24 protein-coding genes are annotated in these 25,892 nt (G+C 63.2%); 12 read left to right on the top strand and 12 right to left on the bottom strand.

The features are described from left to right. Positions 1–239: 239 nt before the first annotated feature. A complete protein-coding gene (locus MJ601_RS15605; protein WP_348635587.1) occupies positions 240–677 on the top strand; it encodes a YciI family protein in 438 nt (145 codons plus the stop codon). A 46-nt stretch (positions 678–723) separates the two neighbouring features. After that, positions 724–1,977 (top strand): RNA polymerase sigma factor, encoded by a 1,254-nt coding sequence (locus MJ601_RS15600; protein WP_242128041.1) that lies wholly within the window; start codon positions 724–726, stop codon positions 1,975–1,977. A 35-nt stretch (positions 1,978–2,012) separates the two neighbouring features. Here MJ601_RS15600 and MJ601_RS15595 read toward each other — a convergent pair whose 3' ends face one another. The 3 genes from MJ601_RS15595 to MJ601_RS15585 are packed head-to-tail and all read right to left on the bottom strand — an operon-like array spanning position 2,013 to position 4,810. Continuing rightward, positions 2,013–3,083 carry a phosphotransferase family protein gene (locus tag MJ601_RS15595; protein ID WP_242128039.1) on the bottom strand — a complete coding sequence of 357 codons (1,071 nt, stop codon included), beginning with the start codon at positions 3,081–3,083 and terminating at the stop codon, positions 2,013–2,015. Further along, on the bottom strand, positions 3,080–4,246 hold the full coding sequence (locus MJ601_RS15590) for an acyl-CoA dehydrogenase family protein (RefSeq protein WP_242128037.1): 1,167 nt from the start codon (positions 4,244–4,246) through the stop codon (positions 3,080–3,082). The genes MJ601_RS15595 and MJ601_RS15590 overlap by 4 nt, the downstream gene beginning before the upstream one ends. 12 nt (positions 4,247–4,258) lie before the next feature. Further along, positions 4,259–4,810, bottom strand: a complete 552-nt coding sequence (locus tag MJ601_RS15585; protein ID WP_242128035.1) for a VOC family protein — start codon at positions 4,808–4,810, stop codon at positions 4,259–4,261. A gap of 349 nt (positions 4,811–5,159) precedes the next feature. On the opposite strand from MJ601_RS15585, the gene MJ601_RS15580 reads away from it, so the two are divergent. After that, the gene (locus MJ601_RS15580) at positions 5,160–5,552 is read left to right on the top strand and encodes a nuclear transport factor 2 family protein (RefSeq protein ID WP_242128033.1); all 393 of its coding nucleotides are present in this window, start codon (positions 5,160–5,162) and stop codon (positions 5,550–5,552) included. A 384-nt stretch (positions 5,553–5,936) separates the two neighbouring features. Here the strand turns inward: MJ601_RS15580 and MJ601_RS15575 are convergent, their stop codons facing one another. The 3 genes from MJ601_RS15575 to MJ601_RS15565 all read right to left on the bottom strand — a co-directional run bounded on the left by MJ601_RS15575 (position 5,937) and on the right by MJ601_RS15565 (position 9,472). Beyond that, positions 5,937–7,352: an aromatic ring-hydroxylating oxygenase subunit alpha gene (locus MJ601_RS15575; protein ID WP_242128031.1), complete on the bottom strand. Its 1,416-nt coding sequence runs from the start codon at positions 7,350–7,352 to the stop codon at positions 5,937–5,939. Continuing rightward, positions 7,349–8,584 (bottom strand): aromatic ring-hydroxylating oxygenase subunit alpha, encoded by a 1,236-nt coding sequence (locus MJ601_RS15570; protein ID WP_242128029.1) that lies wholly within the window; start codon positions 8,582–8,584, stop codon positions 7,349–7,351. Before MJ601_RS15570 ends, MJ601_RS15575 begins: the two co-directional genes overlap by 4 nt. Positions 8,585–8,671: 87 nt before the next feature. After that, positions 8,672–9,472, bottom strand: coding sequence for a helix-turn-helix transcriptional regulator (locus MJ601_RS15565; RefSeq protein WP_242128028.1), 801 nt, complete (start codon positions 9,470–9,472; stop codon positions 8,672–8,674). Between the two features lie 133 nt (positions 9,473–9,605). Between MJ601_RS15565 and MJ601_RS15560 the strand changes: the two genes are divergently transcribed. Further along, positions 9,606–10,604 carry an NADP-dependent oxidoreductase gene (locus MJ601_RS15560; protein WP_242128025.1) on the top strand — a complete coding sequence of 333 codons (999 nt, stop codon included), beginning with the start codon at positions 9,606–9,608 and terminating at the stop codon, positions 10,602–10,604. A gap of 11 nt (positions 10,605–10,615) precedes the next feature. Here the strand turns inward: MJ601_RS15560 and MJ601_RS15555 are convergent, their stop codons facing one another. Together MJ601_RS15555 and MJ601_RS15550 are read right to left on the bottom strand one after the other, a co-directional pair. Then, the gene (locus MJ601_RS15555; RefSeq protein WP_242128023.1) at positions 10,616–11,359 is read right to left on the bottom strand and encodes a glucose 1-dehydrogenase; all 744 of its coding nucleotides are present in this window, start codon (positions 11,357–11,359) and stop codon (positions 10,616–10,618) included. Continuing rightward, complete coding sequence (locus tag MJ601_RS15550; protein WP_242128022.1) at positions 11,356–11,790, bottom strand: putative quinol monooxygenase; 435 nt, start codon at positions 11,788–11,790, stop codon at positions 11,356–11,358. Before MJ601_RS15550 ends, MJ601_RS15555 begins: the two co-directional genes overlap by 4 nt. A 113-nt stretch (positions 11,791–11,903) precedes the next feature. Between MJ601_RS15550 and MJ601_RS15545 the strand changes: the two genes are divergently transcribed. Then, a complete protein-coding gene (locus MJ601_RS15545; protein WP_242128020.1) occupies positions 11,904–13,139 on the top strand; it encodes a cytochrome P450 in 1,236 nt (411 codons plus the stop codon). 158 nt (positions 13,140–13,297) lie between these two features. Here MJ601_RS15545 and MJ601_RS15540 read toward each other — a convergent pair whose 3' ends face one another. After that, entirely contained in the window at positions 13,298–13,894 is a 597-nt protein-coding gene (locus tag MJ601_RS15540; protein WP_242128018.1) for a carboxymuconolactone decarboxylase family protein, read from the bottom strand. A gap of 22 nt (positions 13,895–13,916) precedes the next feature. Next, positions 13,917–14,540, bottom strand: coding sequence for a nuclear transport factor 2 family protein (locus tag MJ601_RS15535; RefSeq protein ID WP_242128016.1), 624 nt, complete (start codon positions 14,538–14,540; stop codon positions 13,917–13,919). Here MJ601_RS15535 and MJ601_RS15530 point away from each other — a divergent pair. Next, complete coding sequence (locus MJ601_RS15530; protein ID WP_242128014.1) at positions 14,539–15,327, top strand: TetR/AcrR family transcriptional regulator; 789 nt, start codon at positions 14,539–14,541, stop codon at positions 15,325–15,327. The genes MJ601_RS15535 and MJ601_RS15530 overlap by 2 nt on opposite strands. A gap of 88 nt (positions 15,328–15,415) precedes the next feature. Further along, positions 15,416–17,032, top strand: coding sequence for an AMP-binding protein (locus MJ601_RS15525; protein ID WP_242128012.1), 1,617 nt, complete (start codon positions 15,416–15,418; stop codon positions 17,030–17,032). Positions 17,033–17,084: 52 nt separating this feature from the next. Here the strand turns inward: MJ601_RS15525 and MJ601_RS15520 are convergent, their stop codons facing one another. Then, the gene (locus MJ601_RS15520; protein ID WP_242128010.1) at positions 17,085–19,478 is read right to left on the bottom strand and encodes a TonB-dependent receptor; all 2,394 of its coding nucleotides are present in this window, start codon (positions 19,476–19,478) and stop codon (positions 17,085–17,087) included. A gap of 383 nt (positions 19,479–19,861) precedes the next feature. Here MJ601_RS15520 and MJ601_RS15515 point away from each other — a divergent pair, with 383 nt between their 5' ends. Both MJ601_RS15515 and MJ601_RS15510 read left to right on the top strand, forming a co-directional pair. Further along, positions 19,862–20,620: an SDR family NAD(P)-dependent oxidoreductase gene (locus MJ601_RS15515; RefSeq protein WP_242128008.1), complete on the top strand. Its 759-nt coding sequence runs from the start codon at positions 19,862–19,864 to the stop codon at positions 20,618–20,620. A 251-nt stretch (positions 20,621–20,871) separates the two neighbouring features. Then, on the top strand, positions 20,872–21,300 hold the full coding sequence (locus MJ601_RS15510) for a nuclear transport factor 2 family protein (protein WP_242128006.1): 429 nt from the start codon (positions 20,872–20,874) through the stop codon (positions 21,298–21,300). Between the two features lie 81 nt (positions 21,301–21,381). Here MJ601_RS15510 and MJ601_RS15505 read toward each other — a convergent pair whose 3' ends face one another. Further along, positions 21,382–22,836 carry a glycoside hydrolase family 28 protein gene (locus MJ601_RS15505; RefSeq protein ID WP_242128004.1) on the bottom strand — a complete coding sequence of 485 codons (1,455 nt, stop codon included), beginning with the start codon at positions 22,834–22,836 and terminating at the stop codon, positions 21,382–21,384. Here MJ601_RS15505 and MJ601_RS15500 point away from each other — a divergent pair. From MJ601_RS15500 to MJ601_RS15490, 3 genes are all read left to right on the top strand, one after another. Beyond that, positions 22,811–23,002: a hypothetical protein gene (locus tag MJ601_RS15500; RefSeq protein ID WP_242128002.1), complete on the top strand. Its 192-nt coding sequence runs from the start codon at positions 22,811–22,813 to the stop codon at positions 23,000–23,002. The genes MJ601_RS15505 and MJ601_RS15500 overlap by 26 nt on opposite strands. 501 nt (positions 23,003–23,503) lie before the next feature. Further along, a complete protein-coding gene (locus MJ601_RS15495) occupies positions 23,504–24,769 on the top strand; it encodes a TolC family protein (protein ID WP_242128000.1) in 1,266 nt (421 codons plus the stop codon). 1 nt (position 24,770) lies between these two features. Continuing rightward, entirely contained in the window at positions 24,771–25,889 is a 1,119-nt protein-coding gene (locus MJ601_RS15490) for an efflux RND transporter periplasmic adaptor subunit (RefSeq protein ID WP_242127998.1), read from the top strand. The last annotated feature ends 3 nt before the right edge of the window (positions 25,890–25,892 follow it).

The following is a 25,892-nucleotide window of genomic DNA, read 5'->3' as shown; positions in this document are numbered from 1 at the left end:
ATCGCCTTGAATGTGCGCTTCGTTGGCGCACGCCGCTTCTCCCATCGTCGGTTCGCTGCCCTGCGCCCCGGCCACCATGCGCACCGGATCAAGTCTCTTCCGTGTCCACGTCCAGCGAGCGGTAGGGATGGCGAATAGCTGCGAGGGCAGCAAATAATTTGATTAACTTGCCCTCTGATGTCGGATTGCGTCCACTACGATCGTCCTTGAAGAGCCGACGATGAGCAATGGAGATGACAATGCGTGTAATGGTGATGGTGAAGGCGACTGACGACAGTGAAGCAGGCCGCATGCCGACCGCCGAACTGGCCGAGGCGATGATGGCCTATAACGAACAGTTGGTGAAAGCGGGAATCCTGGTCGCAGGCGACGGCCTGAAACCCAGTTCGGAAGGAGTGCGCGTCCATTTCGACGGTGCTGACCGGATCGTGACCGACGGGCCATTCACTGAAACCAAAGAATTGGTGGCCGGCTTCTGGATTTGGGAGGTCGAGTCGATGGCTCAGGCAATCGATTGGGTGAAGAAGTGCCCCAATCCGATGTTTGGTCCATCGGATATCGATATTCGGCCCTTCTATTCGATTGCGGATTTCGGCGAGGCATTCTCGCCAGAGATGCACGCACTGCATGCGCAACTGGGTCAGGAAAGCGAAGCGAGGCACGGCAAATATATGTAAGGACAATGGAGCCGGCCGCGTAGACACCCGGGCTTGGATCGGACCGATGATCGATAGCGCATGGATCGACCTTCAGCTTCGGACCGCGCGGCCGCGCGCGATCGCCGCGTTGCTGCGTTACTTCGATAACGTCGAGTTGGCGGAGGAAGCTTTTCAGGAGGCGAGTCTTCGTGCTCTCTCCAAATGGCCGCAGCACGGCGCGCCACGAGATCCGCTGGCCTGGTTAATCCTGGTCGGCCGTAACGCGGCTATCGACACGGTGAGGCGGCAGACGCGCGTCGCTACCATGTCCCCGGAACTTGAAAGCCTAATCGACAACCAAGCGGAAGAGCGCATCGCAGAGGAACTCGAGACGGCGGAATTCGGCGATGACATGATCCGCCTCCTCTTCATCTGCTGTCATCGGAGCCTCTCTAAAACCCAGCAAATTGCCTTGGCCCTGCGCGTCGTGTCCGGCCTGAGCGTCGCGCGGATCGCCCGCGCTTTTCTGGTGAGCGAAGCCGCGATGGAACAGCGGATCACACGGGCCAAGCGCGCGCTTGCCCAAGCGGATGTGCTGTTCGAGACACCCTCGCGCATTGCCCGTATCGAGCGGCTTACGACGGTGCTCTCGATGCTCTACCTCATGTTCAACGAGGGCTACTCGGCATCGGCACGCGAGATGCCTCACAAGGGGTCTCTCTGTGATGAGGCGATACGTCTCGGACGGCTGCTGATCGAACTTTGTCCGGGCGAACCCGAGGTGTTGGGACTGGTGGGGCTGATGCTGCTGCAGCAATCGCGCGCCGTTGCGCGTTTCGATGCGGACGGCATGACGGTGTTGCTGGAGGAACAGGATCGCGCTTGCTGGGATCGCGCGTGCATTGTCGAGGGCACATCTCTCGTCGATCGGGCGTTCGCCATGGGTCGCCCCGGCCCCTATCAGATCCAGGCTGCCATCGCCGCGCTCCACGCGCGCGCCCCGAGCGTCGCGCAGACCGACTGGCCCCAGATCGAGCGGCTTTATCGTGCGCTCGCCGAATTTCAACCGACACCGGTAGTGGCGCTCAATCATGCCGTGGCCGTGTGGCAAGTGGCGGGGCCGCAAGCCGCGCTGGACTTGGTCGAACCGCTGAACGCGGCGCTGCAGCATTATTTTTATTTTCACGCGGTGCATGGCCAGTTGCTGGACCGGCTCGGTCGCTTCGAGGAAGCGAGAATGGCTTATAGCGGCGCGATGAACATCGCCAACAGCGCCGCAGAGGCCGCGCAAATCCGGATTCTCATCGACCGGCTGGATCAGTATCGACCCCTTGCCTGAATTGCTTGCTGGCGCGAAAATCAGGAGACGTCATCTCACGGACAACCATTCAGCGTTTCGCGCGCCATCCGGGCAAGCCTGGGGAAAGCCTCGGCCCGCCGGCGGGCCTGGCTGTTGACGGCGGTTCCCCGGATGACCCGGCCCTTGATCCCATGGAAGATGGCGGCCAGGCGGAACAGGTTGAAGGCCATCGCGAATTCATAGTCCGGCAGCGACAGCCGACCGGTACGTTCGCAGTAGGCCCGGACATAGTCCGCTTCAGATGGAATGTTCAATCCGGCCAGGTCGCTGCCTTCGAGCCCCGCGATAATGTCGGGCGGCATACGGTACATCATCGCGTGATAGGCAAAGTCCGCGAGCGGACTTCCAATCGTCGACAGTTCCCAATCAATCACCGCCAGAATGCGCGGTTCGGTGGGGTGAAAAATCAGATTATCGCAGCGAAAGTCACCGTGAATCACGCTCGTTCCGCCATCATCCAGGGGAATCATGGCAGGCAAGGCCGCGACGAGCGCGTCCATGTCCGGATCGCGACCGGCCAGGGTATCGGCCAGATACTGCTGACTCCATCGGGCGATCTGGCGCGCGAAATAGTTGCCGGGCCGGCCATAATCGCCAAGACCCAAAGCAGATGGATCGAAACCATGGAGCTGCGCCAAGGCTGCGTTCATCGCGTCAATAAAGGCCGGACGATCGGCATCGGGCGCCGAACGGAAAGCCGCGTCCCAGAAGATCCGCCCCTCCACCATGTCCATCACGTAGAACCAGCTTCCGATTACGGCATCGTCAGTGCACAGGCCATGCACGCGCGCGACCGGAAAGCCCGCCGCACCCAGGCTTTGCTGCACACGCGCCTCACGGTCCACCGCATGTGCGCCACGCAGGGTGGTTCCGGGGGGCTTGCGCCGCAGCACGTAGCTCCGCAAGGGCGTGGCCAGCTTATATGTCGGGTTAGACAGGCCGCCACGGAACTGCTCGATCGTCAGTGGGCCCGCGAAATCTTCGACATGCGCCGTCATCCAGCCCATGAGAGCCGATATGTCGAAGCCGAAACCCCTGCGCACCGGCGTGGTGCCGATATTGGCCGAGGCGATGTCACCCTTCACGGATTGGCCGCTTTCCAGTCACGGCGTATCTTCTTCGCCAGGCTCCACTTGTGAACCTCGGTCGGCCCATCATAGATGCGGAAGGCGCGAATTTCGCGGAACACCTGCTCCACGATGGTCTTGTCGGTCACGCCGGTGCCGCCCATCACCTGAACACACCGATCCGCCACGCGCATCAGCGCCTCGGATACAGCCACCTTGGCCAACGAGCTTTCGACGGTACCCAGATCGCCGGTATCGAGCACGCCCGCGCACCAGTCGATCGTCAGTTCGGCCTGCTTCAGTTCGATCATGTTCTCGGCCAGCATGAAGCCGACTCCTTCATGATCGATCAGCACCTTGCCGAAGGCATGACGGCGGTTGGCATAGTCCGTGGCGATTTCCTGCGCGCGCATACAAGCTCCCAGCCAGCGCATGCAATGCGACAGACGCGCCGGCGATAGCCGTAGTTGCGCATATCCGAACCCTTTGCCCGGCTCGCCCAGCATCTGGCCAGCCGGCACGCGCAGTTCCTCGATCGCGATGGTCGAATGGCCGCCGGGCATGGCATTGTCGATCGTGTTGGGCACATGAACCACGCGGATCGCCGGATGCGGCAGGTCCACGAGGAACATCGAAGCTCCCTCCTCCGCCTTGGCCATGATGATGCCGATGCTGGCGCCGTTGACGCCGGTGATGAAGGCCTTGCGCCCGTTGATCACCCAGTCACCGCCATCGCGCCGGGCCGTGGTCTTCATCATCGACGGGTCTGACCCGGCACCATTCCATTCGGCGGGTTCTGTCATGAAGAAGGCCGAGCGCGCGCGCCCCTCACGCAGAGGCTTGAGGAAACGCCGCTTGATCTCCGGGCTGCCCACGGCACCCAGCAGATACATGTTGCCCTCATCGGGGGCATTGGTGTTGCAGGCGAGTGGACCCAGCGGGGAAAGACCCGTGCGGATCAGGACCGTGGCCGTCTCTCGTTGGCTGAGATGCGTACCGTCCGGCAGAATATGCGGCGTCAGCACGCCAGCCGCCCGCGCCTTCTCGCGCATCTCAATGATCATTTCATCGGTGGGAACATGGTGATTGTCCCGCCTTGCATCCTGTTCATAGGGGATAACGACCTCGCGAACGAATACTTCCACCCGGTCCGCGATCTCCCATGCGCGTTGTGTGCTCACTTGCCTGCTTCCTTATCCGATCACCCGCAACGGATCGCTGCCGTCCCAGTCGCGCGCGGCTTCGCGCATCATCGCGAAAAGCGCATCCGAACCCTCCATGGGCTGCAGCATTTCGATCACATGTCCCGGGCCGCCGCCGGCATCGATGTAGATCACCTCGCCGGTATCGCCGACCTTGCCTTCCAGCAGGGTTTTCGCACCGATTTCGGCACAGGCACGGCGCGCATCGTCGATCGAGTCGACGAACAGGCAGACATGATGCACTTGGTCCTTCACCGCATAGGGGCCGGTGTAGACTGAAGGCGCATCGTTTTCGGGACGGATCAACTCGATCTGGATATCACCCCAATAGCCGATGGCGATCGAGAACAGGGCGTCGGTAGGCTGTCCTTCATACTTCATTGCGCCGAGTTGAATATTCTGAAGCATGAAGAACGGGCCGACGCCCATCGTCTTCGTCCAGTGGTCGAGCGCGGCCTCGAAGTTCGAAGGCAGGTAAGCGATCTGTACGATCTCGCCGAGAGCCTTGAGCGGGCCGGGTGCGGACATGGCAGAGCCTTTCATGCTGACAACTCCTCAGGTCCTTCGATGAGCCTCTTCAGCGCGGCGAGGAAACGGGCGAAGAGACGGAGTGACGCTCCATGGGTGAACAACGCTTCGGCGATCGCGTCCATTCGCTCCCTTTCCCTTCGTTCGCCGTGATCCCGCCAAGCCATAAGGCGCCGCTGAAAGGGGTTCGACTCATCAAAACGCTAGGGTCAGGCGGCAAAGGCCCCGGTCATGTCGATCATGTTACGGCGCCCTGCGCTTCCTTCCGGGGTGCGATGGGCCCGATCACCTGACATTTTTGACGATGGGGTCCCCTCCCCATCTGCGATTATGCAGGCACGGCCCAATCATCCGGATAGTCGCCATGACACCGACCCAAGCCGTCCGAACCATGTACGAACATGCCGCCCGCGGTGAATGGGCTGCAGTGCAAATATTCATGGCACAGGATTTCGTGATCCACGAACCTGCGAGCCTGCCCTATGGCGGCGAATGGCGCGGTCGCGACGCCCTGGAAAGGCTGTTCATCCGGGTAATGAGTTTCTGGCGGGACCCGCTCGTCGAATGGATCGACCTGATCGGCGGAGAGACGCATGTGGTGGCCTTGTTGCGCTTCAGCATGACCGTGCCGGAAACCGGTGAGCGCATCGTTCAGCACGTGTCCGAGGTCACGCGCTTCGACGGGGACGGGAAGATGGCGGAAATGCGCATCCACTATTTCGATACGGCTGCCATGGCACGTGCCCTGAAGGCCTAGGGCGTAAACTCATCCATGGCACGTTCGAGGCGCCAAATGGCGAACAGATCGGGCCGAAATGCGTGCCGCGAAGGTGAGACACCTTTGCAAGCGCATGTCGGTTCGAGATGGAAGCCATTTTGGCGTCCTGCGGATTGGACCAAAAAGGCCCCGCACGACGTCGAGAGGGCTGGAAATATCGACATGTTCCTGCGCCCTGCCTCCTCGTGCAGGGCCTTTTTGCCTCAAACCTCGAGCGCGCCATGGATGAGTTTACGCCCCAGAGCCTTTTCAAAGCGGGTGGCATCACCTGCTGGCTCGGAAAATGGGGAAAACCAAAGACAAATGGAGCATGATCCGATTCAGCTTGATCAGATCATGCTCCAGTTATCTGGGGTTCTGACCCTAGGGGAGCTCCCCGCCCAGATACTTGTCCAGCGTGCGTTGAAAATGCCGGATGCGGCTTTCCTGATAGTGCGCCAGCTCGATCCGGCGGTTCGCGGAAGCCTTCATGCCCTTCTGCACCGCTTCCAGATTGGCAAGGTCCTGATCGAACACACCCGCCAGGCCCGGCCCAATCAGATGCGCCACCGTCATGAATGTTTCATCCTCCCCGATCAAGTGCATCGGCGGCGCCTTGGGCGGTCTTGTGCCCTTAGGCGTGCGAGTCAGAATACGCACTTCCATGAGGCAGTGATCGACATCCCGCCAGGGCCGCCAGCGATAGACGATGTTGGGCACCAGCCCGCCCCACGGCGCGAAGTTGGGAAAGATGTTGTAAGTGAAATTATCCAGCACTTCGCTGTCGCTCACCGCCGAATAGTCATGGCCGTCCATGGCTGCGAAAATCTCGCGATTGGCCTGTGCCAGCACCTTGCGCGCCAGCAGCGGATCGTCGGGCGCGAAGCCGCGCAAGTCGTCGCCGCCGTCCTCGGCGAAGCGGCCACCGCCATCGCCCTGCAGGAATTCGGTGATCTTATCCAGCACATAGCGCTGGCTGCGCCCCCGCACATGCGGGCTGAGCGCGCCGTTGGGCGTGATGGCGCGGTTCATGTGATCGCCATAAAGATCATAGCGGCTGTTGGCATCGGCGGTGAAGCCCAGTATCTGTGGATGCGTCACGACTGCATGGAACGCCTCCATGAAGGCTTCCGCCGTCGCCTTCCAGTTTGCCGGGAAGACCCGGCCGATCCAGGCCATGGTATGGCATTCGTCGAGCCGCCAGTTGTCATAATGTTCCACCCCCGGTCCGATCCACGTCCGGAAAGGCGGCAGCCCAGCATTCTCCGTCACCATCACGAAGCCCTGCCAGCGCTCGACCCGAAGCTGCGGCAGCGACAGGTTCCTGCCTTCGAGGTGGCGGAAGTCCCATGGGCACGGCACCTCCTTCAGGCTACCGTCATTGTGCCAGGTGAAGCCGTGGAACGCGCAGCGCAAATGGACCGCGCGCCCGCCATGATCCCGCAGCAGCCGCCCGCGATGCAGGCAGACATTGTGGAAGGCCCGGATCGAGCCGTCCTCCTGCCGCACCAGCAGATAGTTACGATCGGCGATTTCGTAGACGACGGTGTCGCCCGGTTCCGGCATATCCTCCTCGCGCGCGGCGAAGTGCCAGATGTTGGGCCACAGCTTCGCCCGTTCCGCCGCCGCGAAAGCCTCGCTGGTATAGCGCGAGGGATCGAGCGGCTCGTCGTCCAGCGGGATCGACGATTCCGCCAGCAGATAATCTGGTGCAGGCCGCGTATCGCCGTTGAGCATATCGGTATAGCTCTGGCCGGGGCAGCGATCCGCGCGCGCGGGGCTGGAAAGAGCGTCAGTCATCGACCCGCCGGCTCCGTGCGATCGAGAGGCATGCCGCAAGCCTCTGCGATGTGGCGGTGCACGCCGTGCAGCGCCGGCTCGTTGGCGCCAAGCACCACCTGGAAGCCATCGGGCGCACTCAGCATGTTGGCATAGCCGGCCGAAGCGACGCGATAGTCCTCGGTCTGGACGACGCCGGCCGTCGCATCATAGGCCTCCTCGCAAACCGCCCGGTGCGCATCATCGATCACCCCGAAGGGGGCATAGACCGCGAAGTGGCAGATCATCCGGTCGGGGCCGTCGGGGAACAGGCGGAAAAGCTGGGTGAAATGCACGCCGGGGGTTACCGCGCCGAAGAACAGGACCGTGTTGGGAAAGATGTAATGGACCCCGCCATATTCGGCTTCCGGCCATTCGGCTTCGGGCGTGCTGACAAGTTCCCCCATCGACAGGTCAGGGAAATTCACGCGGTGATGCTGCCCGACGGGCTGGTAAATCCCCCGGTTCGAATAATGCGTCTGGCCTATGGTCGATTTGTGCAGGCTCTTGAAGTGATAGCTCTCTCCATAAGTGTCGAGCGCGAATTTCCAGTTGGCATCCGCTCTCAGCACGCCCTTCTTCACCGGCTCGGCGCGCCAGGGCTCCATCTGTTCCAGCACCGGGGCAAAAGCGCCCAGATGCGCCGTCGCGTCGACAGGCCCGGCCGGAGGATCGAGCCGCACGAAGATCAGCCCCAGATGCTCCTCGCAGGGGAGCCCCACCAGATCGCGCGCGCCTTCGGGGCAACCGGCAAAGCCCTCCTTGCCCGGCTGACCGACCAACCTGCCCTGCCCATCAAACGTCCAGGCGTGGAACGGACAGGCGACGCGCGGCAGGCGACCGCGCCATGGCTCCTGTTCCTCTACCAGCCTGGCGGCGCGGTGGGTGCACATGTTGAGGAAGGCGCGCGCCGTGCCATCCTTGCCCCGCATGACCAGCACCGAAGGCCCCGCCGCGTCGAACACCAGGGCATCGCCGGGTTCGGGAATGTCGCCGCTGAGTCCGGCGATCAGGGGCTGCTTGCGAAAGATCCCGTCCATCTCCGCCGCATGGCGCAGGCGCCCGGTGTAGATCGACTTGTCCAGAACGAGCGGAGCCGCCGCGCAATCGGTCCGATCCCCGGCAATCAGCGCGACCATGCGACGTATATCGGCGCGCGCGCTTTGCCGGCGGCGGGCCGCCCGGTCACTGGTGCACAGATCCGCCTCTGCCATCTCGCCTCGCTTGCTGGAGTTCTGGTTGGCGATCACCATTGCACGATCAGCGCCGAAGGTTAGCTAGCGCTTTTGAGGAGGGCGGCGTCAGGCGCTGGCGCCCAGATAGCCCAATTGCCCGGCCTTGAAGACGGTCTGCGCTCGATTGACCGCGTTCAGCTTCTCGCTGGCGCGGTTGATGTGATAGCGGATCGTCGCATGGCTGAGTTCGATGATCGTCGCAATCTCGCTGTCGGTCTTGCCGATGGCTGCCCAGTGCAGGCATTCCACCTCCCGCTTGGAGAGTTCGCAGCCTGACGGGATGCGCCGCTTCGGTCGCCTTGCCGCGATATAGCCGGTAATGAACCGTCGCGTCATCGCGGCCAGCGTGTCGCCGATCCGTTCGAACACTTCACCCAGATCGTCCACAAGGGGGTCGGCGGGCACGAAGCTGTTGGCCGACACCTGTGCGAAAGGCAGATGCACCGGCACGACGATCGCGGCCCTGAGCGCGAACTGCGATTCGAAGAAGCGCGCGGTATCGATCTCCTGCAGATAAGGGTTGAACGTGGTCGTGAAGAACCCGTTCGCGTTGCACCAGAAGGGCTCGCTTTCATAGCGACAGGCGCGCGGCAGCAGCGAATGAAGCGCCAGCCGCGGGTCTTCCCACCAGCGCTCGCCATCTGCCGCCCAACCGAACACGTCCGAGGCCAGGACGACCCCGTCGGCGTCGGTCATCACCTCTTTGGACGCGATGTTCGCGCACAGTGCGGACCTCAGCCCGTGGCAGCCCGCGAAATCGCGGATGCTGATCGCGGCCCGGCGGATATCCTGTACGTCCCGCACGATTGCCCGTTCGATCCAGCTTTCCGCATCCAGTCCGATCCGGCTGTCAATGATTGCGCCCATGAGCTTTTCCTCTCTCTCGCTCTTACCACTTGTCGCGACGTTTTTGCCTGTAGCAGGGCCTGTCACTTTTGCGTGTGGCGGCCCTCATCCACCCCGGGCGATGGTCGGCCTGATCGAAACGGAAAGGCTTCGCATGCCGACGACACGCCAATGGCTTTTGAACGCGCATCCGCGGGGGCGGCCCGTCCGGTTGGACGACTTCCGCCTGGTCACGGCGGATATCCCCTCGCCCGGTGACGGCCAGATGCTGCTTGCCACGCGCTATCTGGGCTTCGATCCTGCGCAGAAGGGATGGATGGAAAATATTGCCGACTATGTCGCGCCGATGGCAATGGGCGATGTCATGCGCGGCAGCGCGATAAGCGAAGTCGTGGCAAGCCGTCACCCCGACTTCATGCCGGGCGACTGGGTGGTCGGCACGACCGGATGGATCGAACATCATGTGGCGGACGGTAGCGGGATAGAGAAGATCTCCACGACACTGCCGCCCACGGCCATGCTTTCGATCCTCGGCATCACCGGCCTTACCGCGTGGTGCGGCCTGTTCAAGCGCGGATGTCCGTTGCCCGGCGACACCGTATTGGTATCCGGCGCGGCGGGAGCGACGGGGTCGGTCGTTGGCCAGCTTGCGCGGATCGCCGGTGCGCGCGTGGTCGGCATCGCCGGAGGCGCTGAAAAGTGCCGCTGGCTGGTCGAGGACGCCGGCTTCGATGCCGCCATCGACTATCGCGCCGGATCGCTTGCGGAGCAGATCGCCGCGCAGTGCCCAGACGGTGCAGACGTGGTGTTCGACAATGTCGGCGGCCGCATCCTGGACGCTATGCTGGGCCATCTGGCGAACGGCGCACGGGCGGTGATCTGCGGCGGGATCAGCCGCAATGTAAATGGGGGATTGCCGATCGGTCCCACCAACTATTTCAACCTCGTGTTCCGCCGCGCCAGTATGGCCGGGTTCATCGTACTCGACTGGGCGAACGAGTTTCCCGCCATCCGCGCGCGGCTGGAAGGACTGGTCCGGGATGGCCGTCTGACCTACCGCGAGGATATCCAGCACGGCTTTGAAAACGCCCCCGCCACGCTCATGCGACTCTTCACGGGACAGAACCGGGGCAAGCAGCTTCTCAAGCTCTAGCCGACCGCACATCACGCCGTCACTCCTCCATCCACGATGAGTTCAGCGCCGGTCATGTAGGCGCTCTCATCGGAAATGAGGAACAGGACGGCACGCGCCACGTCGACAGGTTGCCCGGTCCGGCCGAGCGGCGCCGTCTGAGCGCCAAAGGCGGCTACGTCCAGTTCCGGCAGCGCCTCGGTCAGCATCGGCGTGTCGATAATGCCAGGCAGCACCACGTTCACGCGGATGGCATCGGGCGCCAGCGTGCGCGCGGCGGCACGGGACAGGCCGCGCACCGCCCACTTGGTGCCGGTATAGGCCAGGAACAGCGGATCGGCCCTGCTGCCAGCGATCGAGGACACATTCACGATCGAACCGCCTCCCGACCGCTTCATCAGTTCCGCGCCGAACCGCATCCCGAGGTAGGTGCCGGTCTGATTGATCGCCACGATCCGCTCGAACAGGCCAAGGTCGGTCGCCCACAGGTCCGCCATCACGGCAATGCCGGCATTGTTGACCAGCCCGTCGAGCCGCCCATGCCGGTCCTCGATGCGTGCGCCGAGTTCGGCCCATGAGGCCTGATCGGCGACGTCGAGCCGGGCGTGCCAGCTCGCGTCGCCGATTGCCCCCGCCACCGCCGCTGCCTCGTCCTTGTGAATATCGGTGACGATGACGGTCGCCCCTTCAGCCGCAAGCAGGCGCGCATGCGCCGCGCCCTGCCCCCGCCCCGCACCAGTGACGAGTACGACCTTGCCTTCAACCCGCCCCCTCACAGCCCGGGCTCCAGGACGGCAGGCGCATCGCGCAGGGTCTTCCACCAGGAGGCGAGCACGAGCGGGAACATCTCCGCATAGAGCCGGGTTCGCTCCCCGGCATCGACCGGCAACGGCTGTTCGTTCGACATGCCTAGCGGCGACGCGCCAGCCAGCGGATCGACCCATTCGAGATCGAAATGCTCGATCATCGCCATGATCGGCTCAGCAGCCGCTTCGTGATACGGCGCCGTTTCATGCGCGAGGAAGCCCGCATAATCATCGAAAGACTCGAGGCAATAGTAGCTTCCCGGTTCGCGCCCACGCCAATATTCATAGCGGCGCATGCCTGGCTCCTGCTCCATCGAAGCCGCATGGAGCCGCCGCGCCAACGCTTCGAACGCCGCCGCCTGGCCGTCCTTCACACGCATGTGCACGAGGCAAGTCGCCATACCTTCTCCCGCAGCTGTTTTTTGTTAGTTGCCGTCCGGTCTGCCACGCTTCATTAACATGCAGCAGTGCTGCTTGCAATCACTATCACGCGATGGAGGGGACCTTGCCACATATGGAACCCGATCTGTTCGGCCCAGAGGCGAACAAGACATGGTTCGAAACCTATCGGCAGTTGCGGGAACGAGCGCCGGTCTATCACGTGCCGGGGACCAGCCTCTACATACTCACCCGCTATGACGACATCGCCAGGGTCGTGCGCAACAGCGAGCATTTTTCCAACCAGGCTGACAGGCATGGCGGCGAGCCTCTACTGCTCTGTCCGGAAGCCAATAGCATCTATCGGGAGCGCGGCTGGCCCAAAGCCTTCCCGCTCTCGGTCGATCCGCCCGAACACAAGAGGTTCCGGGCCCTGGTCAATCACTTCTTCACCGGCGCCCGGCTGGAGGCGAGCCGTCCGCTGATCGAGCGGCACGTCCACCGGTTGATCGATGCCTTGCCCGCCAGCGGCGAGGTGGAATTCATCGCCGCCTTCGCAGAGCCGCTCCCGGCTGCGGTGATTACCGACCTGCTCGGCCTCCCGCACGAGGATCATGCGGATCTCAAGCGCTGGTCCTTCGCCTGGGCGCTGCCTTTCGCACGCGGCCTCAGCCGCGAACAGGAAATCTGGGTCGCCGAGCAGGGCGTGGAATTCCAGCACTATCTGAAACGGCACATCGATGCCCGCCGTGCCGACCCGCGAGAGGACATCATTGCCGAACTTGCCCATGCCGAACTGGACGACCGCCCGCTCGACGACGGGGAAATCATCTCCATGATCGACCATCTCTATATCGGCGGCAACGAGACCACCGCCTTCGCCCTCGCCTCCGCGCTTTGGCTGATGCTGCGTGATCCGTCGGTCCACGACGCCCTGCGCGCCGATCCGTCCCGCATCAAGGGCTTCGTCGAGGAAGTCCTGCGGCTCGAATCGCCGACCCAGGGCCTCTACCGCACCGCCACGCGCGACACCGAAATTGGCGGCGTGCCAATCCCCAGGGGTGCAACCATCCACATGCGCTTCGCCGCCGCCAATCGCGATCCGGACGTGTTCCATGAACCCGACTGCATCCGCTTCGACCGGCCCAACGCCATGCGCCACATGGCCTTCAGCCAGGCGGAGCATCACTGCCCCGGCTCGGGCCTGTCCCGGCTGGAAATGCAAATCGCGATCGAGGCGATCATCACGCGGCTGGCGAACCTGCACCTGGCCGAAGGGCGCAACAGCTTCGAACACCATCCCGGCTTCGTGCTGCGCGCGCTGAAGGAGCTGCACATCGGCTATGACGAGGTAACGGCAGTACCGGGATAAGCGGGTTCCCCCGTCCTCCCTTGCGCGTCAAAGCGATTTCGTGTCGGGATTGAATTCCCGCAAGGGAGCCATCGGGCTCGCGCGCGCTGCCGAAGCGCTGGGGGATGCGATCTGCTCCAGTTTTGCCCTGGCACGAGCGCGAGCCTGGCGGCTCGCCCCTAGCCCCGAACCTGCAGCGCCTCCTCGCGCCACGGTGCGATCGCCATGCCGTCCTCGCGCTGATAGGCTTCGGGCAGGTCGTCGATCAAGTGCCAGGCGGCCGACAGCCGGCCAAAGCCGATGAAGAAGGCAATGAAGGCCCCCAGCTCGACAATCTCGCGCTCCGAGAAGTGCGGGCGCAACGCTGCGAACGTGGCCTCGTCGATGGCAAAATGATTGGTGGAGGAAATGTCCGCATAGGCCAGCGCCGCCTTCTCCGCGGGCGAGAGATCGTCCGCCTCCCTGGGCCGTTCAAGCGAGCAGACCGCCCCTTCGCTGAGGCCGTCGTCCAGCGCGGACTGGTAGCGGATCGCCATGCAGCTGCGGCATTGGTTATGGAACGCAACGCGCAAGCGCACCAGTTCGACCAGCCTGCGCGACAGACTGGTGGACCTGTAGAGGAGTCCCCCGAAAGTCAGCACGCCTGCGGCAAGATCCGGATTGTGCGCCAGCACGCGGATCGGACCCTGCTCGACCAGAGTGGCGCTGTCTCCGCCCACCATTTCGCGCAAGTCGGGCCGCCATTCGGAAAGGGGAAGGGTCGCAATGCGGGCCATCGGAATGTCTCCTGAAAACAAATCAGCGGAAGCGGAACTGTGGATGATCGGGGGTAAGACCGGCTGCGCGGGGCACCTCTGCCAGCGGCGAAGGCTCATCCTGTGCGCCCTCGTGATAGCCATTGAGTAGGAACCGGCGCTCGGCAAAACGCCATTCGCCGCCGCGCCGTTCAAGGCGGTCGAGATATCGGCCCAGGAACAACTGCCAGCCTTGTCCCCGTGCCTTGTCCGGGCCGACGGCATGCGTCACGCAGCAGCTATCCGCCAAAGCGCTGGCGCCTTCGACGCGCAGGAGGATATTCGAGGTCATATGGAAACGGCGCTGAGAACGAACGGCGTTGGCCAGCAGGAACTCGACCACCTCAACCCCGCCTCCGGCGAAGAAACCCAAGTCGATTGTCGCATCGGGCCAGAACAGACCGGCAAGCCCTTCGCGGTCCTGCCAGTCAATCGCGCGGCCATAGGCATGAAGCAGCCGGATACAGTCCCGTTCGGCGCAAAGCCGTTCCAGCGTGGCATTGCCAGCGTCCAGCATAGTCTTCACCATCGCTTTATTTGCAAGCAGCATTAATGCATGCCCAACTCTTGCGATCAAGCCGACCGTGCGTACACTCGCAAATTTGGGAAGCAGGATGGGATGCGGCATGGATCGGCAGGAAATAGGAACGCGGGTGCCGGAGGGGCGCGATCCGCCCGGCGAGAGCGGCGACGCAACGCGCACGGCGATCCTAGACGCGGTGGTGCGCTGTATCGCGGCACAAGGCTGGGCCGGCACCAACATGTCACTGGTGGCGCGCGAAACAGGCATGACGCGCGGCAAGATCCAATATTATTTTCCGGTCCTGGAAGATCTGAAATATGCTGCGATCGAATATCTCCACGAGTGCTGGCGGCGTAGCTACTTCGGCCGGATCGATCCGGACGCACCGCCGCGCCTGCAACTGGACATGGGCGTGGACCTGCTTTGGCAGCAGGCGCGCGAGCCGTTGCACCGAGCCATGGTGGAGCTGGAATCGGCGGCCCGTACCGACGAACGCCTGCGCACCATATTATCGCAGCTGCACATCGCCGACGAACAGGCGCTCGATCTGGAAACCAGTGCCGCATTCCCCACCCTCGCCGCTATCGGCAGCCACGAATTGCGACTGGGCCGCTATTTCGTGACCATCTTCATCAACGGCCTGGCCGCGCACCATTTCCCCGGCGACGCAGCCCGCTGGCAGGTAGAGTTGACCGACATGCTCAAGGAATGCCTTGCGGCCTTCTGGCTGCGCCGGGGCATGCCCGATCTCGATGGCAGCGGGATCGCGGCCTCGAGCGTAACCAGTGACAGCGCGCCAGCGCGCGACGACGGCGGCGCAGCCCGCCAGCGCGAGGCCCTGGACCTGCTGCGCAGGGCCACCGAACTGCTGAGTCAGCCATCGGCCGACTGACGGCGAACTGGTACTTTTGCCGGTTGTCCACGCGGGGCCGCCACAACACAGCAAGCCGTAACCCAGCCATATGTGAGAGGGAAGCCACGTGACCATCCACATGCCGACCGAACTGCCTGCCCACCTGCGCCGCTACGCCGGCGCGGGGTTCTGGCAGGACCGCACGCTGGCGGATTGGGCACGCCAGCGGGCCGACGCGATACCCGACGAGCCGGTCTATCTGGGCGATCCCGCTTGCCCCACCTACGCCGGCCTGGTCACCGATGGGGAAGCGCTGGCCCGCGCACTGCTCGATCTGGGCGTGCAGCCGGGCGAAGTGATCAGCTTCCAGACGCCCAACTGGACAGAGGCGGCCGTGATCAATCTGGCCGCTTCGCTCGGCGGTTTCGTGATCAATCCCATCGTCCACATCTACCGCGACGCCGAAGTGCAACAGATGCTCGCGGACTGCGGCGCCCGCATATTCTTCGTGGCGGAGAGGTTCCGCTCCATCGACTATGCCGCGATGGTCGCCCGCATCGCCCCTGCCCTGCCCGACCTGCGGCATATCCTGTTCGTCCGGGGGGACGGGGAACGACGATTGGAAGACCTGATCGCACACGGCCGGAAGCTGCGCCGGGATCTGCCCGGCAGCCGGCCCGACGCGGTCAAGCTGCTGCTCTATACCTCTGGCACCACCGGACGGCCCAAGGCCGTACTCCATTCGCACAACACGCTGGCGCGCGTGCTCGAAGTGACGGTCCGCCACCTCGCCCTGCCCGGCCGCGATGTGGTGCTGATGCCGTCTCCCGTCACCCACATAACCGGCTATGCGGGCGCGCTGGAAAAGCCGTTCCAGTTCGACGCGCGCGCGGTGCTGATGGAATATTGGGACGCCGAGGCGGCGGTCGAACTGATCGAGCGCCATGCGGTCACCTCCACTGTCGCCGCCACGCCGTTCCTCACCGAACTATGCGCCGCCGCACGCAAGGCGGAGCGCACCTTGCCAAGCCTGCGCAGCTTCGCTTGCGGCGGTGCGGCGGTGCCGGCGGAGTTGATCCATGCGGCCAACGCGGCGCTGGCCCATCCTTGCGCATACCGCGTCTACGGCAGTTCCGAGGTGCCGCAGACGACGCAGGGCTTCTCACCGGCAACTTACCCGGATCTTGCGGCGGCGAGCGACGGTCATGCAATCGACTACGAACTGGCGATCGTCGACGACTCGGGGCAATCCGTAGCGGCGGGGCAGGATGGTGAGGTGCTGGTACGGGGACCGGGCATGTTCATGGGCTATGGCGATCCCCAGCAGACGGCGATGGCGATCACGCCCGACGGCTATTTCCGCAGCGGAGACATCGGACGGATCGACGCCAATGGCGCGCTCACCATCACCGGGCGCAAGAAGGACCTGATCATTCGCGGCGGCGAGAACATCTCGGCCAAGGAAATAGAGGACGTGCTGCACGCCCATCCTGCTGTCGCCGAAGCCGCAGTGGTGGCGATGCCGCATGTCCGGCTGGGCGAAGGCGTATGCGCCTACGTCATCCTGAAGAACGCGCAGGAAGACGCCGCGAGGCTGCTGACCAGCCACGTTCTCGCTTCGGGCCTGGCGCGCCAGAAGTGCCCGGAACGTTTCGAATTTATCGAGGACTTTCCGCGCACCGCCTCCGGCAAGGTGCGCAAGGATCTGCTGAGGGAGGCTATCAGGCGAAAGATCGCCCAATAGCCTCCGCCACCGGAACACGGCCGCCGGAGAGGAAGGCGGCCGTTTCCCGCTTTCAATATTTGAAACCGATCTGCGCGCCGATCACGCGCGGCGTGTAGGGCGTTCCAAAGGTGAACAGACCCGCCACCGGCAACACGCCCATGACGTCGCGCGTGTCGGTGAGATTGCGGCCGAACACAGCGATGTTCAATTCCTTGTCGCCACCCAGATCGAAGGTATAGCCGATCTGCGCGGAAAGGTTCTCGCGGTCCTTGGTGAAGCACCGGCTGTCATTCCTGATCTGGCCTGGCGTGATCGGATAACCAGGCACGATGCAGGTGGCATATTTGCTGGAATAGCGCAGCAGGGCCGAGGCGTCGAAGTGGCCGTTGCCAAGAGGATGGGTATAATTCAGCCCGAACGACCACTGATATCGGGGAGCACGCCGCAAATCCATGGTCGAAACATCATCGGGAACATTGTCGGGCGGCGATCCCGGCGTAGCGCCCACCACGTCGTTGAAGAACTTGTCGTACTTCGCATCGGTATAGGCGAACGAGGTGTTGGCGCTGAGGTAGGAACCAAGCTGCATCACCGTCTCGATCTCGATGCCCTTGATCGTCGCGGAGGCGGCGTTCTTCACCACCGTTTCCTGCGGGTTGGCTGCGCCGGGAGGCGAAGGCTGGACCACCTCTTCCTGCTTGTTGTGATATTTGCTGTAATAGAGCGCGATATTGGCACGCAATGTGTGGCGCAGCCAGTCCGCCTTCAGGCCCACCTCATAGGCATCCACCACTTCGGGCGCATAGGGACCGATCGAGGTCGGTCCAGTCGCGCGGGCGTTGAGACCGCCGGAGCGGAAGCCCTTGGAATAGGCGGCATAGACCATCTTGCCCGGCGCGAAGCTATATTCGGCGTTGGCACGCCAGGTGAACTTGCTGAAGTCCGCCCTGCCCGAACAGTCGTTGCCCGGCGCATAGACCGGCAGGATCAGCCCGCCCCCCGCATCGAAGGTTCCGACAACATTCTCGCACTGGGTACCGGTGTAAGTCGGGTCGGTGATCTGTACCAGCGCGCTGACAAGGCCGTAGTTGGTGAACAGCCGCTTCTTGTCCCGCGTTTGCCGGCCGCCCAGCGTGACCTTGAACCGGTCGGTGAGCTTGAACTGTGCGTCCAGGAATCCGGCGTAGGATTCGGCGTGATGGTCGGTATATTGGCCAATCACGGCCGGGCCACCCAGCCCGGCGCCCAGGAAGGTAGACTGGTACAGCTTGTAGCCGCTGTTGAAATAATAGACGCCGGCCAGCAGGTTGATGCGATCGGTCAGGTCCGCGACGACGCGCAGTTCCTGACTGAACTGGTGATAGCGCTGCTCTCGCCGGGTGTTGAAGAAATCGACCTCGCTACCGTCAAAATCGGCATAGGCGTCTTCGTGGTTACGCTGGTAGCCGGTGACCGAAAACAGCTTCACGCCGCCGGCGATATCCCATTCGATGTTGCCGGTGACCATATCGGTGTCGTTGGCTATGCCGCGTGGCGCTGTCTCATATGTGGCATAAGCGCCGCGATCACTAGTGGCGGTGAAGCGGTCGCATTCAGCCGTCGGGGAGAAGCCCGGATAGCCGGCATAGGCGCAGAACAGGTCCGTGCCATTGGATAGCGGAATGCTGACAGACTCGCCCCGTTCGCGAATATGCTCGTAAGTCAGGGTGGCTGTCAGGTCGCTGCCCGGCGTGATCAACGCTGTAAGGCCGCCATGCAGCGTTTCGTAGCGGCCATCCTTGCGGTTCTGGACGAGGTTGTTCACGAAGCCGTCGGTCTTGTCCCAACTCCCGAAAGCCTTGAGCGCGATCAGATCGTTGATCGTTCCGCTGTTCAACACCAGGCGAGCGCTTTTGCTATTGTAGCTGGAATAGGAAAACTGCGCCTTTACCCCAGCCGTTTCGGTCGGCCGGGTGCGCGTCACGCTGATCACGCCGCCAATGGTGTTGCGGCCGAACAACGTGCCCTGCGGCCCGCGCAGCACTTCCATCCGCTCCATGTCGAAGCTGTCGAGAAGCTGCCCGGTATTGGTGCCGATGAACACCCCGTCAATCGCGACACCGACGGCGGGATCGAAACTCTTCTCCACATCGTCGAAGCTGATGCCGCGCAAGGCAATGCTGGCGGTGCTCGGCGCGCTGGTCACGCTGTCAACCACCAGTCCCGGTACCCGGCCGGACAGATCCCGCAAGTCCTTGACCGTCGCCTGCGACAGCGCCTGCGCGTCCAGCGCGGTCACCGCGATCGGCACCGACTGGACGTTCTCGCTGCGCTTCTGCGCAGTGACCACGATCTCGTGCAGGGCATCGTTGATCCGTTCGTTTCCGGATGTCCCGGCGTCCTGCCCATAAGCAGCCGTCCCCCAGGCGGCCAAGGCCATGGCCGAAACCGAATACACAAATTTGTGACGAATACCCGCCTTCATCAGCCTGCCCTCCCACCGCTCCATTTTCCAACCCTTGTTGCCGGAGCCCTTTGCACCTTCAGAACGTCTGCCTATGTGCCTGCTCGCTCAATTCTCAAAATTGGCAGGCGAGCCCCATCATCGATCGATCAGTGCCTGCCCCGTGCGGACAATGGTTTCGGCGATATCATGGAAGGTGCCCAGGCGCCCCAGAGGACAGGCGCGGGCGAAGGTGTCCATCAGACCGGATTCACGGCCGCCCCGGCCGTCATCGGTTCGTCGTCAATCCCAGGGAGAGCGAGTTGGCGCGGATGCCGTCGCCCGCTGCATTCCTCACCAAATCGGTAGTGGCGCGGCACCGATGCCTGCGCTCAGAAGAGCGGGCGTCGAGAGAGGAGAGCGCCATGGACCTGGGACTGAAAGGCAAGAAAGTGATCTTGACCGGCGGCAGCCGGGGGATCGGTCGCGCCGCGCTGGAAATCTTCGCGGAAGAAGGTTGCGACGTCGCGTTCTTCTCGCGCAATGGCGAACAGGTGGCACAGGCAGTGGAATCGCTTTCGCGTCACGGCGGCAAGGTGATCGGCGAAACCTTCGACCTCAGCGATCTCGGAGCCTATCCTGGTTGGCTGCAATCGGCGGCCGAGCGTCTGGGCGGATGCGACATCTTCGTGCCGGGCGCCAGCGCCTCGGGCGCCGGGGCTACGACCGACTGGGACATCTGCTTCAAATCCGACATCAAGGGAACGGTGATCGGCTGCGAGACGCTGGAACCTTGGTTGGAAAGGTCCGGCGCGGGTTCGATCGTCATGATGTCCAGCACCGCCGCGATGGAGACCTTCCTGGTGCCACAGGCTTTCAACGCCCTGAAAGGCGCACTGCTGACTTACGCGAAGCAGCTCGGCCAGGCCTGGGGGCCCAAAGGCATCCGCGTGAACGCCGTTTCGCCCGGCCCGATCAGCTTTCCCGACGGCAACTGGGAAGCCATCAAGGCGATGATGCCCGAACTGCACGCCAGCACCGAGGCACAGTTTGCGCTGGGCCGCTGGGGCGGGCCGGAGGAAGTGGCCAGGACGATCGCCTTTCTGGCCAGCCCGGCATCATCCTATACCACCGGCACCAATGTCGTGATCGATGGCGGCTATACGAAGCGGGTGCAGTTCTGATCGCCCCGCAGGCAAGATCGCGCTGTCACCAGCATTGCATCGGTACCGCGTCCCGGCAATGCAAAGGCACGCCAGTTCGCTGAGGAAGAACTGAAGATACTTGACCTTGCAAGAGAATATTTACGTAACCCGCGGCGAGCTGGTGCTGGATGGGGGGCATATCGCACAATGCCCCCCTGTGAGAACAGAGAGTTCCGGTTCCGCTTCCTGGTCATCATGATGCGGCAAACAAAAGCTTGGGGGAAATACTCATGTCCTTCTCTGGACCTGGCGAAGACCGTCTGGCGATCCGCGAACTGATCGACGCCTATGCCGACGCGGTGACCCGAAACGACGCCGGGGCTTGGTCCCTCACATGGACGCAGGACGGTGAGTGGTCGATCCCCGACGGTGCAGGTCAGACCCTCACCGCGCGCGGACGGGAGGCCATTCTGGCGCTTTGGACTGAAGCCATGAAGCAATTCCCCGGTGTTGTGTTCCAAGCCTGGCCCGGGGCTATCACCGTCGATGGCCAGCACGCAGCTGTGCGCAGCTATACCTGCGAAACCTATGGCGGTGAGGCAGGTACGACGACGGTCCGAGGGCGCTATGAAGATCTGTGCGTGAAGCAGGATGGCCACTGGCGGTTCCGCCGCCGCATCTTCACTCCACTGTCAGACACTTTCATCGGCCGCCTCTAATTAGCAGACCTCCATAAAGCCCGGAAAAAACGCCCCCCGGCATTGGGGGTAAGCCGATAATCCCTGCACTACCCTCAAATCTCAAAAGGGCGCTTCGGGCACGACGGCGGCCATGTCCACAAAGGCATGTGAGCAATCAAGCGCAACGGCTCCCATCGGCCCGCCATCATGCCTGTATTGGATCGCCATACCCGGCGCGCGGGACAGGGCATCGGCGAATGAAACCGGCCCTGGCCCCAGGATGACGCGGCTGGCTGCGCCCATACCAGAGGCGTTGGGCGCATTGTGCGGCGGTCCGGAAATAGTGACCCTACCTTCGATGACGACATTGTCGAGGTTGAGTTCCAGCGCGCCGGAAACCCCGGTCCGACCGGTCAGGGTCACTTCGCCGCCACCATAGCGCGCGCTGCCCAGATCGTGAAAATCATGTACCGAAATGTTCTGGAAACGCGGAGGCTTTTGGCCCTGCGCATCCTTGCTGTAATAGGCGGTGAACACCATGGGATAGCGAATGTTGCGCAGGCAGATTCGATCATAGCTGACCCCGGAAACGAGACCGCCTCGGGAGGAGTCGGACTTTATGCGGATACCCGTGCTGGTTACGGCGTCTGAACCATCAACCGCCAGACCGCGCACGATCATCGTGCTGACGCCGGAATCCGTTTCGCTACCAATCGACATGCCATGGCCATAGTAGAAGTGGTTGTCTACAAAGGCGAGGTTGCGCGATGAGATCCTGCCGTGGGACTTCACCGCGACATTGTCGTCACCCACGCTGATATAGGATTGCGTCAGCAGCACATGATCGGACTGCCCCGGATCGAAACCGTCCGTATTCTTCACCGTATCGGGTGTGAAGCAGGTGGCCGGGGTAGCCTTGTCAGGCGTCGTGTCTGCAGGACATCTGTAGCCAGGGCGGGTATAGACCCGGCTGGGACTGAGAATCTTGATGTTCCACGCGGTGATGGTCGAGGTGCCGTCTGACAAGAAGTGGAAATTCGGCGCATTCATCATCTTCACGCGATAGAGCGTGAAATGATCGCCTCCAACGACATCGATCAGCAGCGGGTTTTGCTGATAGAGCCGTTCGGTCTTGTTTTGGAAAGCTACGTCCCACCAGGACCGGCGTCCGGCATTGGGGCCAGAGGTCAGAAGGCTACCGCCACGGCCGTCGATCGCGCCATCTCCCACGATGCCGCTGCCCGATGTTTTGCGCGCCGTGATGAAGGGCGTGCAATCCCGTTCACGTTGCTGTGTTGCGGTGCCGCAATGACCACTGCCATTGTCGTAATCGGCTGGGCTACGCGATGCAAACAGGGTGACCCCTCGGTCAATCCATAATGTGACGCCTGACTTCAGCAAAAGCGGTCCGGACAGGAAACCGTCCCGTCCCGCTATCGCCACCAGACGGACGGCAGAACCGTGCGGGCATGCGTTGATGGCAGACTGGATGCGCTGCTGATCCGGGCGCGAGCGATGCGGGTCGGCATCCTCGGCGTCGATGGAGCCATTGGCGGCAGCCAGCCGCGCCGTCAATGTCGCGCATATGGACGGGGGCAAGGAAGGCTCATCCACCAAGCCCCACGGCGTCGAAACCACCGACGGGGCCAACGCCCACGCCGGGGGTGACATGGCAATGCACGATGCGAGCAAGGACAGCGCCATGCTCCCGGGCTTCCTCATCATCACCGATATGCCGTAGATGGGCCAGGAAGCCGGCCCGGAACCCATCGAACTTTCCATCGCTCTCATCTTCGTTTCCCTGATTCCGACTCAAACCCAACCATTGCAGAGAGAGAGGCGCTTCGACCCCGCGCACGATCCGTGCAGCTCCTGGACGGCCATGTCCGAACTGGCCGGCGGCTTGGGAACGACGAGTCGCAACATCTTGCAATCTTGGGAAGAATACGTCCTATATTGGCCGCTGTGGGGCTTCTCCCTGGCGCTGTTGCATACGGGAGGGACATGATGACAAGCGGTGCGTTGAACAGCAGATGAACGGACCGTGCGGCAACGCAATACCGGGGATGTCACGGACAAGTCATTGAAATATATAATTTCAGCGAAAATTAAATTTCATTTAGGTTGGTGAGACATGTTGCGGCCGCGAAAGGGACAGCTAGAGAGGCGGTGTTCGTTTCTTGGGAACCGCAAGTCTCTTATGCTCTCTTGGACTATCACGCCTCCCGGCCGGAGGGCGAGCATGGCGGCTTGCCTCTGTGCAATGCTGTTGTATCCGCTATCCGCTCAGGCAGGCCCACCTCCGGGAGCGGCGACGGCAAGCGCACCCATCGGCCTGGATGAGGCGCTGTCGCTGGCCGAGGACGCCAACATAGACCTTATACGGGCCCGATTGGCGCTCAAGACGGCACAAGCGAATTTGCGCGCCGCGGATACGGCGCCCAACCCGGTTTTCAGCGTGAATGCGGTGCAGATCCGGCCATCGCAAATCGGTTCGACCCCCTATGGCCAGCTTGCCGATACGACAGCCCGGATCGACCTGCCTCTCGAACGCGGCGGCAAACGGACGGCGCGAACAAAGGCGGCGAATGCTTTGATCGACGCGGCACGGGATGACCTGAGCAGTGCGCGACGCGACATGCGCGAGGCGGTCTTTGATGCCTATTTCGAGCTCAAGGCAGCAGAAAGGCGGGTCGCAATCCTTCAGACCATCTCCCAAAGCTATGCCGACAGCCTCGGCCTTGCTCAAAAGCAGCAAAGCGCCGGCGCGCTTTCCAACGGCGATCTGGCCCGGCAGAGCGTCGAAGCGGCGCGCGCCCGGACCGACGCCGTGCAAAGCGTTACCCAATGGCATGCGGCGCAACTGGCGCTCGGCACCTTGATCGGACGGGAAACGCAATCCGACATGCTGGCGACGACAGGCGACTGGCCGGTTCCCGCCTTGCAGGCCGATCAGCCCGCCGATCTGCTGGCGATGCACCGCCCGGACGTGCTCGCCGCGCAGGCCCGCACTGAAGCCGCGCGACGCAACCTCGATGGCGCCCACGCCCTGCGCCATCCCGACGTGACGGTCGGCATGCAATTCGAACATGCGCAGGGCGATGTCGGCGTCGGCAACAGCGTGGGCCTGGGCCTTTCGGTCCCGCTGCCCGTACGCAACCGCTATAATGGCGAAGTCGATGCGGCTAGCGCTGCGCTGGTCCAGGCTGAAGCGGAAGAACGCAAGGCCATATCCGTCGCCACGGCCGATATCATGATCGCCCGCCAATCGCTGCAGGAGGCGAGCGAGCGCCGCCGCGAATTTGACGAAACCCAGCTGCCCGCGGCGCGCAAGGCCGCCGAGGTGGCGGAATTTGCCTATAAGCACGGCGCCACGTCGCTGATCGAACTGCTTGACGCGCGCCGTTCGCTGCGGGCGGTGGAATTGGGTGCCATTGATGCCCGGTCGGACGAAGCCAACGCCATTGCGCGGCTGCACGCCGCTGAAACTACCGGAGATGATCGTTAATATGGTTCGGAGATTCTCTCCCCGCCTCGGCGCCACGCCGCTGGCCATGCTCATCCTGCTCTCCGCATGCGGCCAGTCGGACGCGCCCCCCGCACAGGCGCCGAAAAAGTCCCCGGACGTCATCAGCTACGCCCCTGGTTCTCCCGAACTCGATTCGCTTCAGTTGCTGACGGCAAGCAGCGGGCCGTTGCCCGTTTCGGCCGATCTCAATGCGCGCATCGCCCTGGACGAATCGCGGACCAGCCGGGTCGGATCGCCAGTGGCCGGCAGGGTCACGCAGGTTCTGGCCGATATCGGGCAACCGGTCAGGGCGGGACAGGCACTCGCCTATCTCGATGCACCCGACCTGGGACAGGCTCGTGCGGACCTGCTGACCGCGCAGGCGCAACGCAGCCAGAAGTCGCGGGAGATGGAACGCTCCCGCATGCTCTTTGCCGGCGATGCCATCTCGCGGCGTGATTTCGAAGCGGCCGAAGCGGACGCGGCATCCGCTTCGGCGGAGATGGAGCGCGCCCGACTGCGGCTGCGCAATCTTGGCGGAGGCAGCGGCGACGCGCTGGCGCTGACCAGTTCGGTCAGCGGCTATGTCATTGACCGCCAGATCAATCCCGGCCAGCAGATCGCGGCAGGCCAGAGCCCGCTCTACACCGTCTCCGATCCCCGGCATCTGTGGATCAATGTCGATGTCCCGGAGGATTCCGTGGGGCGCGTGCGGGTCGGTGAGCGGATCGAATTCGACGTGCCGGCTTATCCCGGCCGCCGCTTCAACGGCACGATCACCCAGATCGGCCTTGCCGTCGATCCGGCCACGCGCCGCGTCCAGGTCCGCGCGCAAGCCGACAATCCCGACCTCGCGCTGAAACCGGAAATGTATGCGCGCGCGCGCCTCGTCACTGACGACGGCCGCCGCGCGATCAAGGTGCCCAATGCCGCGCTCTTTGAATCGGGCATGCAAAACTATGTCTTCCGCGTCGAAGCACTCGGCCGTTTCCGTCGTGTCCCGGTGGAGGTGGGCGAACGGGGCGACAGCTGGTCGTTCGTGACGTCGGGCCTCAAGAACGGCGACCGCATCGTCGGCGAAGGCGCCCTGCTGCTCAACGCCCAGCTTTCCGGGGACTGATCC

This window comes from Sphingobium trunci, assembly GCF_022664535.1.
Taxonomy (GTDB): domain Bacteria; phylum Pseudomonadota; class Alphaproteobacteria; order Sphingomonadales; family Sphingomonadaceae; genus Sphingobium.
This window is presented reverse-complemented; position numbering and strand designations above follow the sequence as displayed.

Excerpts from the sequence above, each read along its gene's own strand:
- MJ601_RS15605 (WP_348635587.1), top strand. The coding sequence starts at position 240 with ATGCGTGTAATGGTGATGGTGAAGGCGACTGACGACAGTGAAGCAGGC.
- MJ601_RS15600 (WP_242128041.1), top strand. The coding sequence starts at position 724 with ATGATCGATAGCGCATGGATCGACCTTCAGCTTCGGACCGCGCGGCCG.
- MJ601_RS15585 (WP_242128035.1), bottom strand. The coding sequence starts at position 4,810 with ATGAAAGGCTCTGCCATGTCCGCACCCGGCCCGCTCAAGGCTCTCGGC.
- MJ601_RS15580 (WP_242128033.1), top strand. The coding sequence starts at position 5,160 with ATGACACCGACCCAAGCCGTCCGAACCATGTACGAACATGCCGCCCGC.
- MJ601_RS15575 (WP_242128031.1), bottom strand. The coding sequence starts at position 7,352 with ATGACTGACGCTCTTTCCAGCCCCGCGCGCGCGGATCGCTGCCCCGGC.
- MJ601_RS15570 (WP_242128029.1), bottom strand. The coding sequence starts at position 8,584 with ATGGCAGAGGCGGATCTGTGCACCAGTGACCGGGCGGCCCGCCGCCGG.
- MJ601_RS15565 (WP_242128028.1), bottom strand. The coding sequence starts at position 9,472 with ATGGGCGCAATCATTGACAGCCGGATCGGACTGGATGCGGAAAGCTGG.
- MJ601_RS15560 (WP_242128025.1), top strand. The coding sequence starts at position 9,606 with ATGCCGACGACACGCCAATGGCTTTTGAACGCGCATCCGCGGGGGCGG.
- MJ601_RS15550 (WP_242128022.1), bottom strand. The coding sequence starts at position 11,790 with ATGGCGACTTGCCTCGTGCACATGCGTGTGAAGGACGGCCAGGCGGCG.
- MJ601_RS15545 (WP_242128020.1), top strand. The coding sequence starts at position 11,904 with ATGGAACCCGATCTGTTCGGCCCAGAGGCGAACAAGACATGGTTCGAA.
- MJ601_RS15540 (WP_242128018.1), bottom strand. The coding sequence starts at position 13,894 with ATGGCCCGCATTGCGACCCTTCCCCTTTCCGAATGGCGGCCCGACTTG.
- MJ601_RS15530 (WP_242128014.1), top strand. The coding sequence starts at position 14,539 with ATGGATCGGCAGGAAATAGGAACGCGGGTGCCGGAGGGGCGCGATCCG.
- MJ601_RS15535 (WP_242128016.1), bottom strand. The coding sequence starts at position 14,540 with ATGCCGCATCCCATCCTGCTTCCCAAATTTGCGAGTGTACGCACGGTC.
- MJ601_RS15520 (WP_242128010.1), bottom strand. The coding sequence starts at position 19,478 with ATGAAGGCGGGTATTCGTCACAAATTTGTGTATTCGGTTTCGGCCATG.
- MJ601_RS15515 (WP_242128008.1), top strand. The coding sequence starts at position 19,862 with ATGGACCTGGGACTGAAAGGCAAGAAAGTGATCTTGACCGGCGGCAGC.
- MJ601_RS15510 (WP_242128006.1), top strand. The coding sequence starts at position 20,872 with ATGTCCTTCTCTGGACCTGGCGAAGACCGTCTGGCGATCCGCGAACTG.
- MJ601_RS15495 (WP_242128000.1), top strand. The coding sequence starts at position 23,504 with ATGGCGGCTTGCCTCTGTGCAATGCTGTTGTATCCGCTATCCGCTCAG.
- MJ601_RS15490 (WP_242127998.1), top strand. The coding sequence starts at position 24,771 with ATGGTTCGGAGATTCTCTCCCCGCCTCGGCGCCACGCCGCTGGCCATG.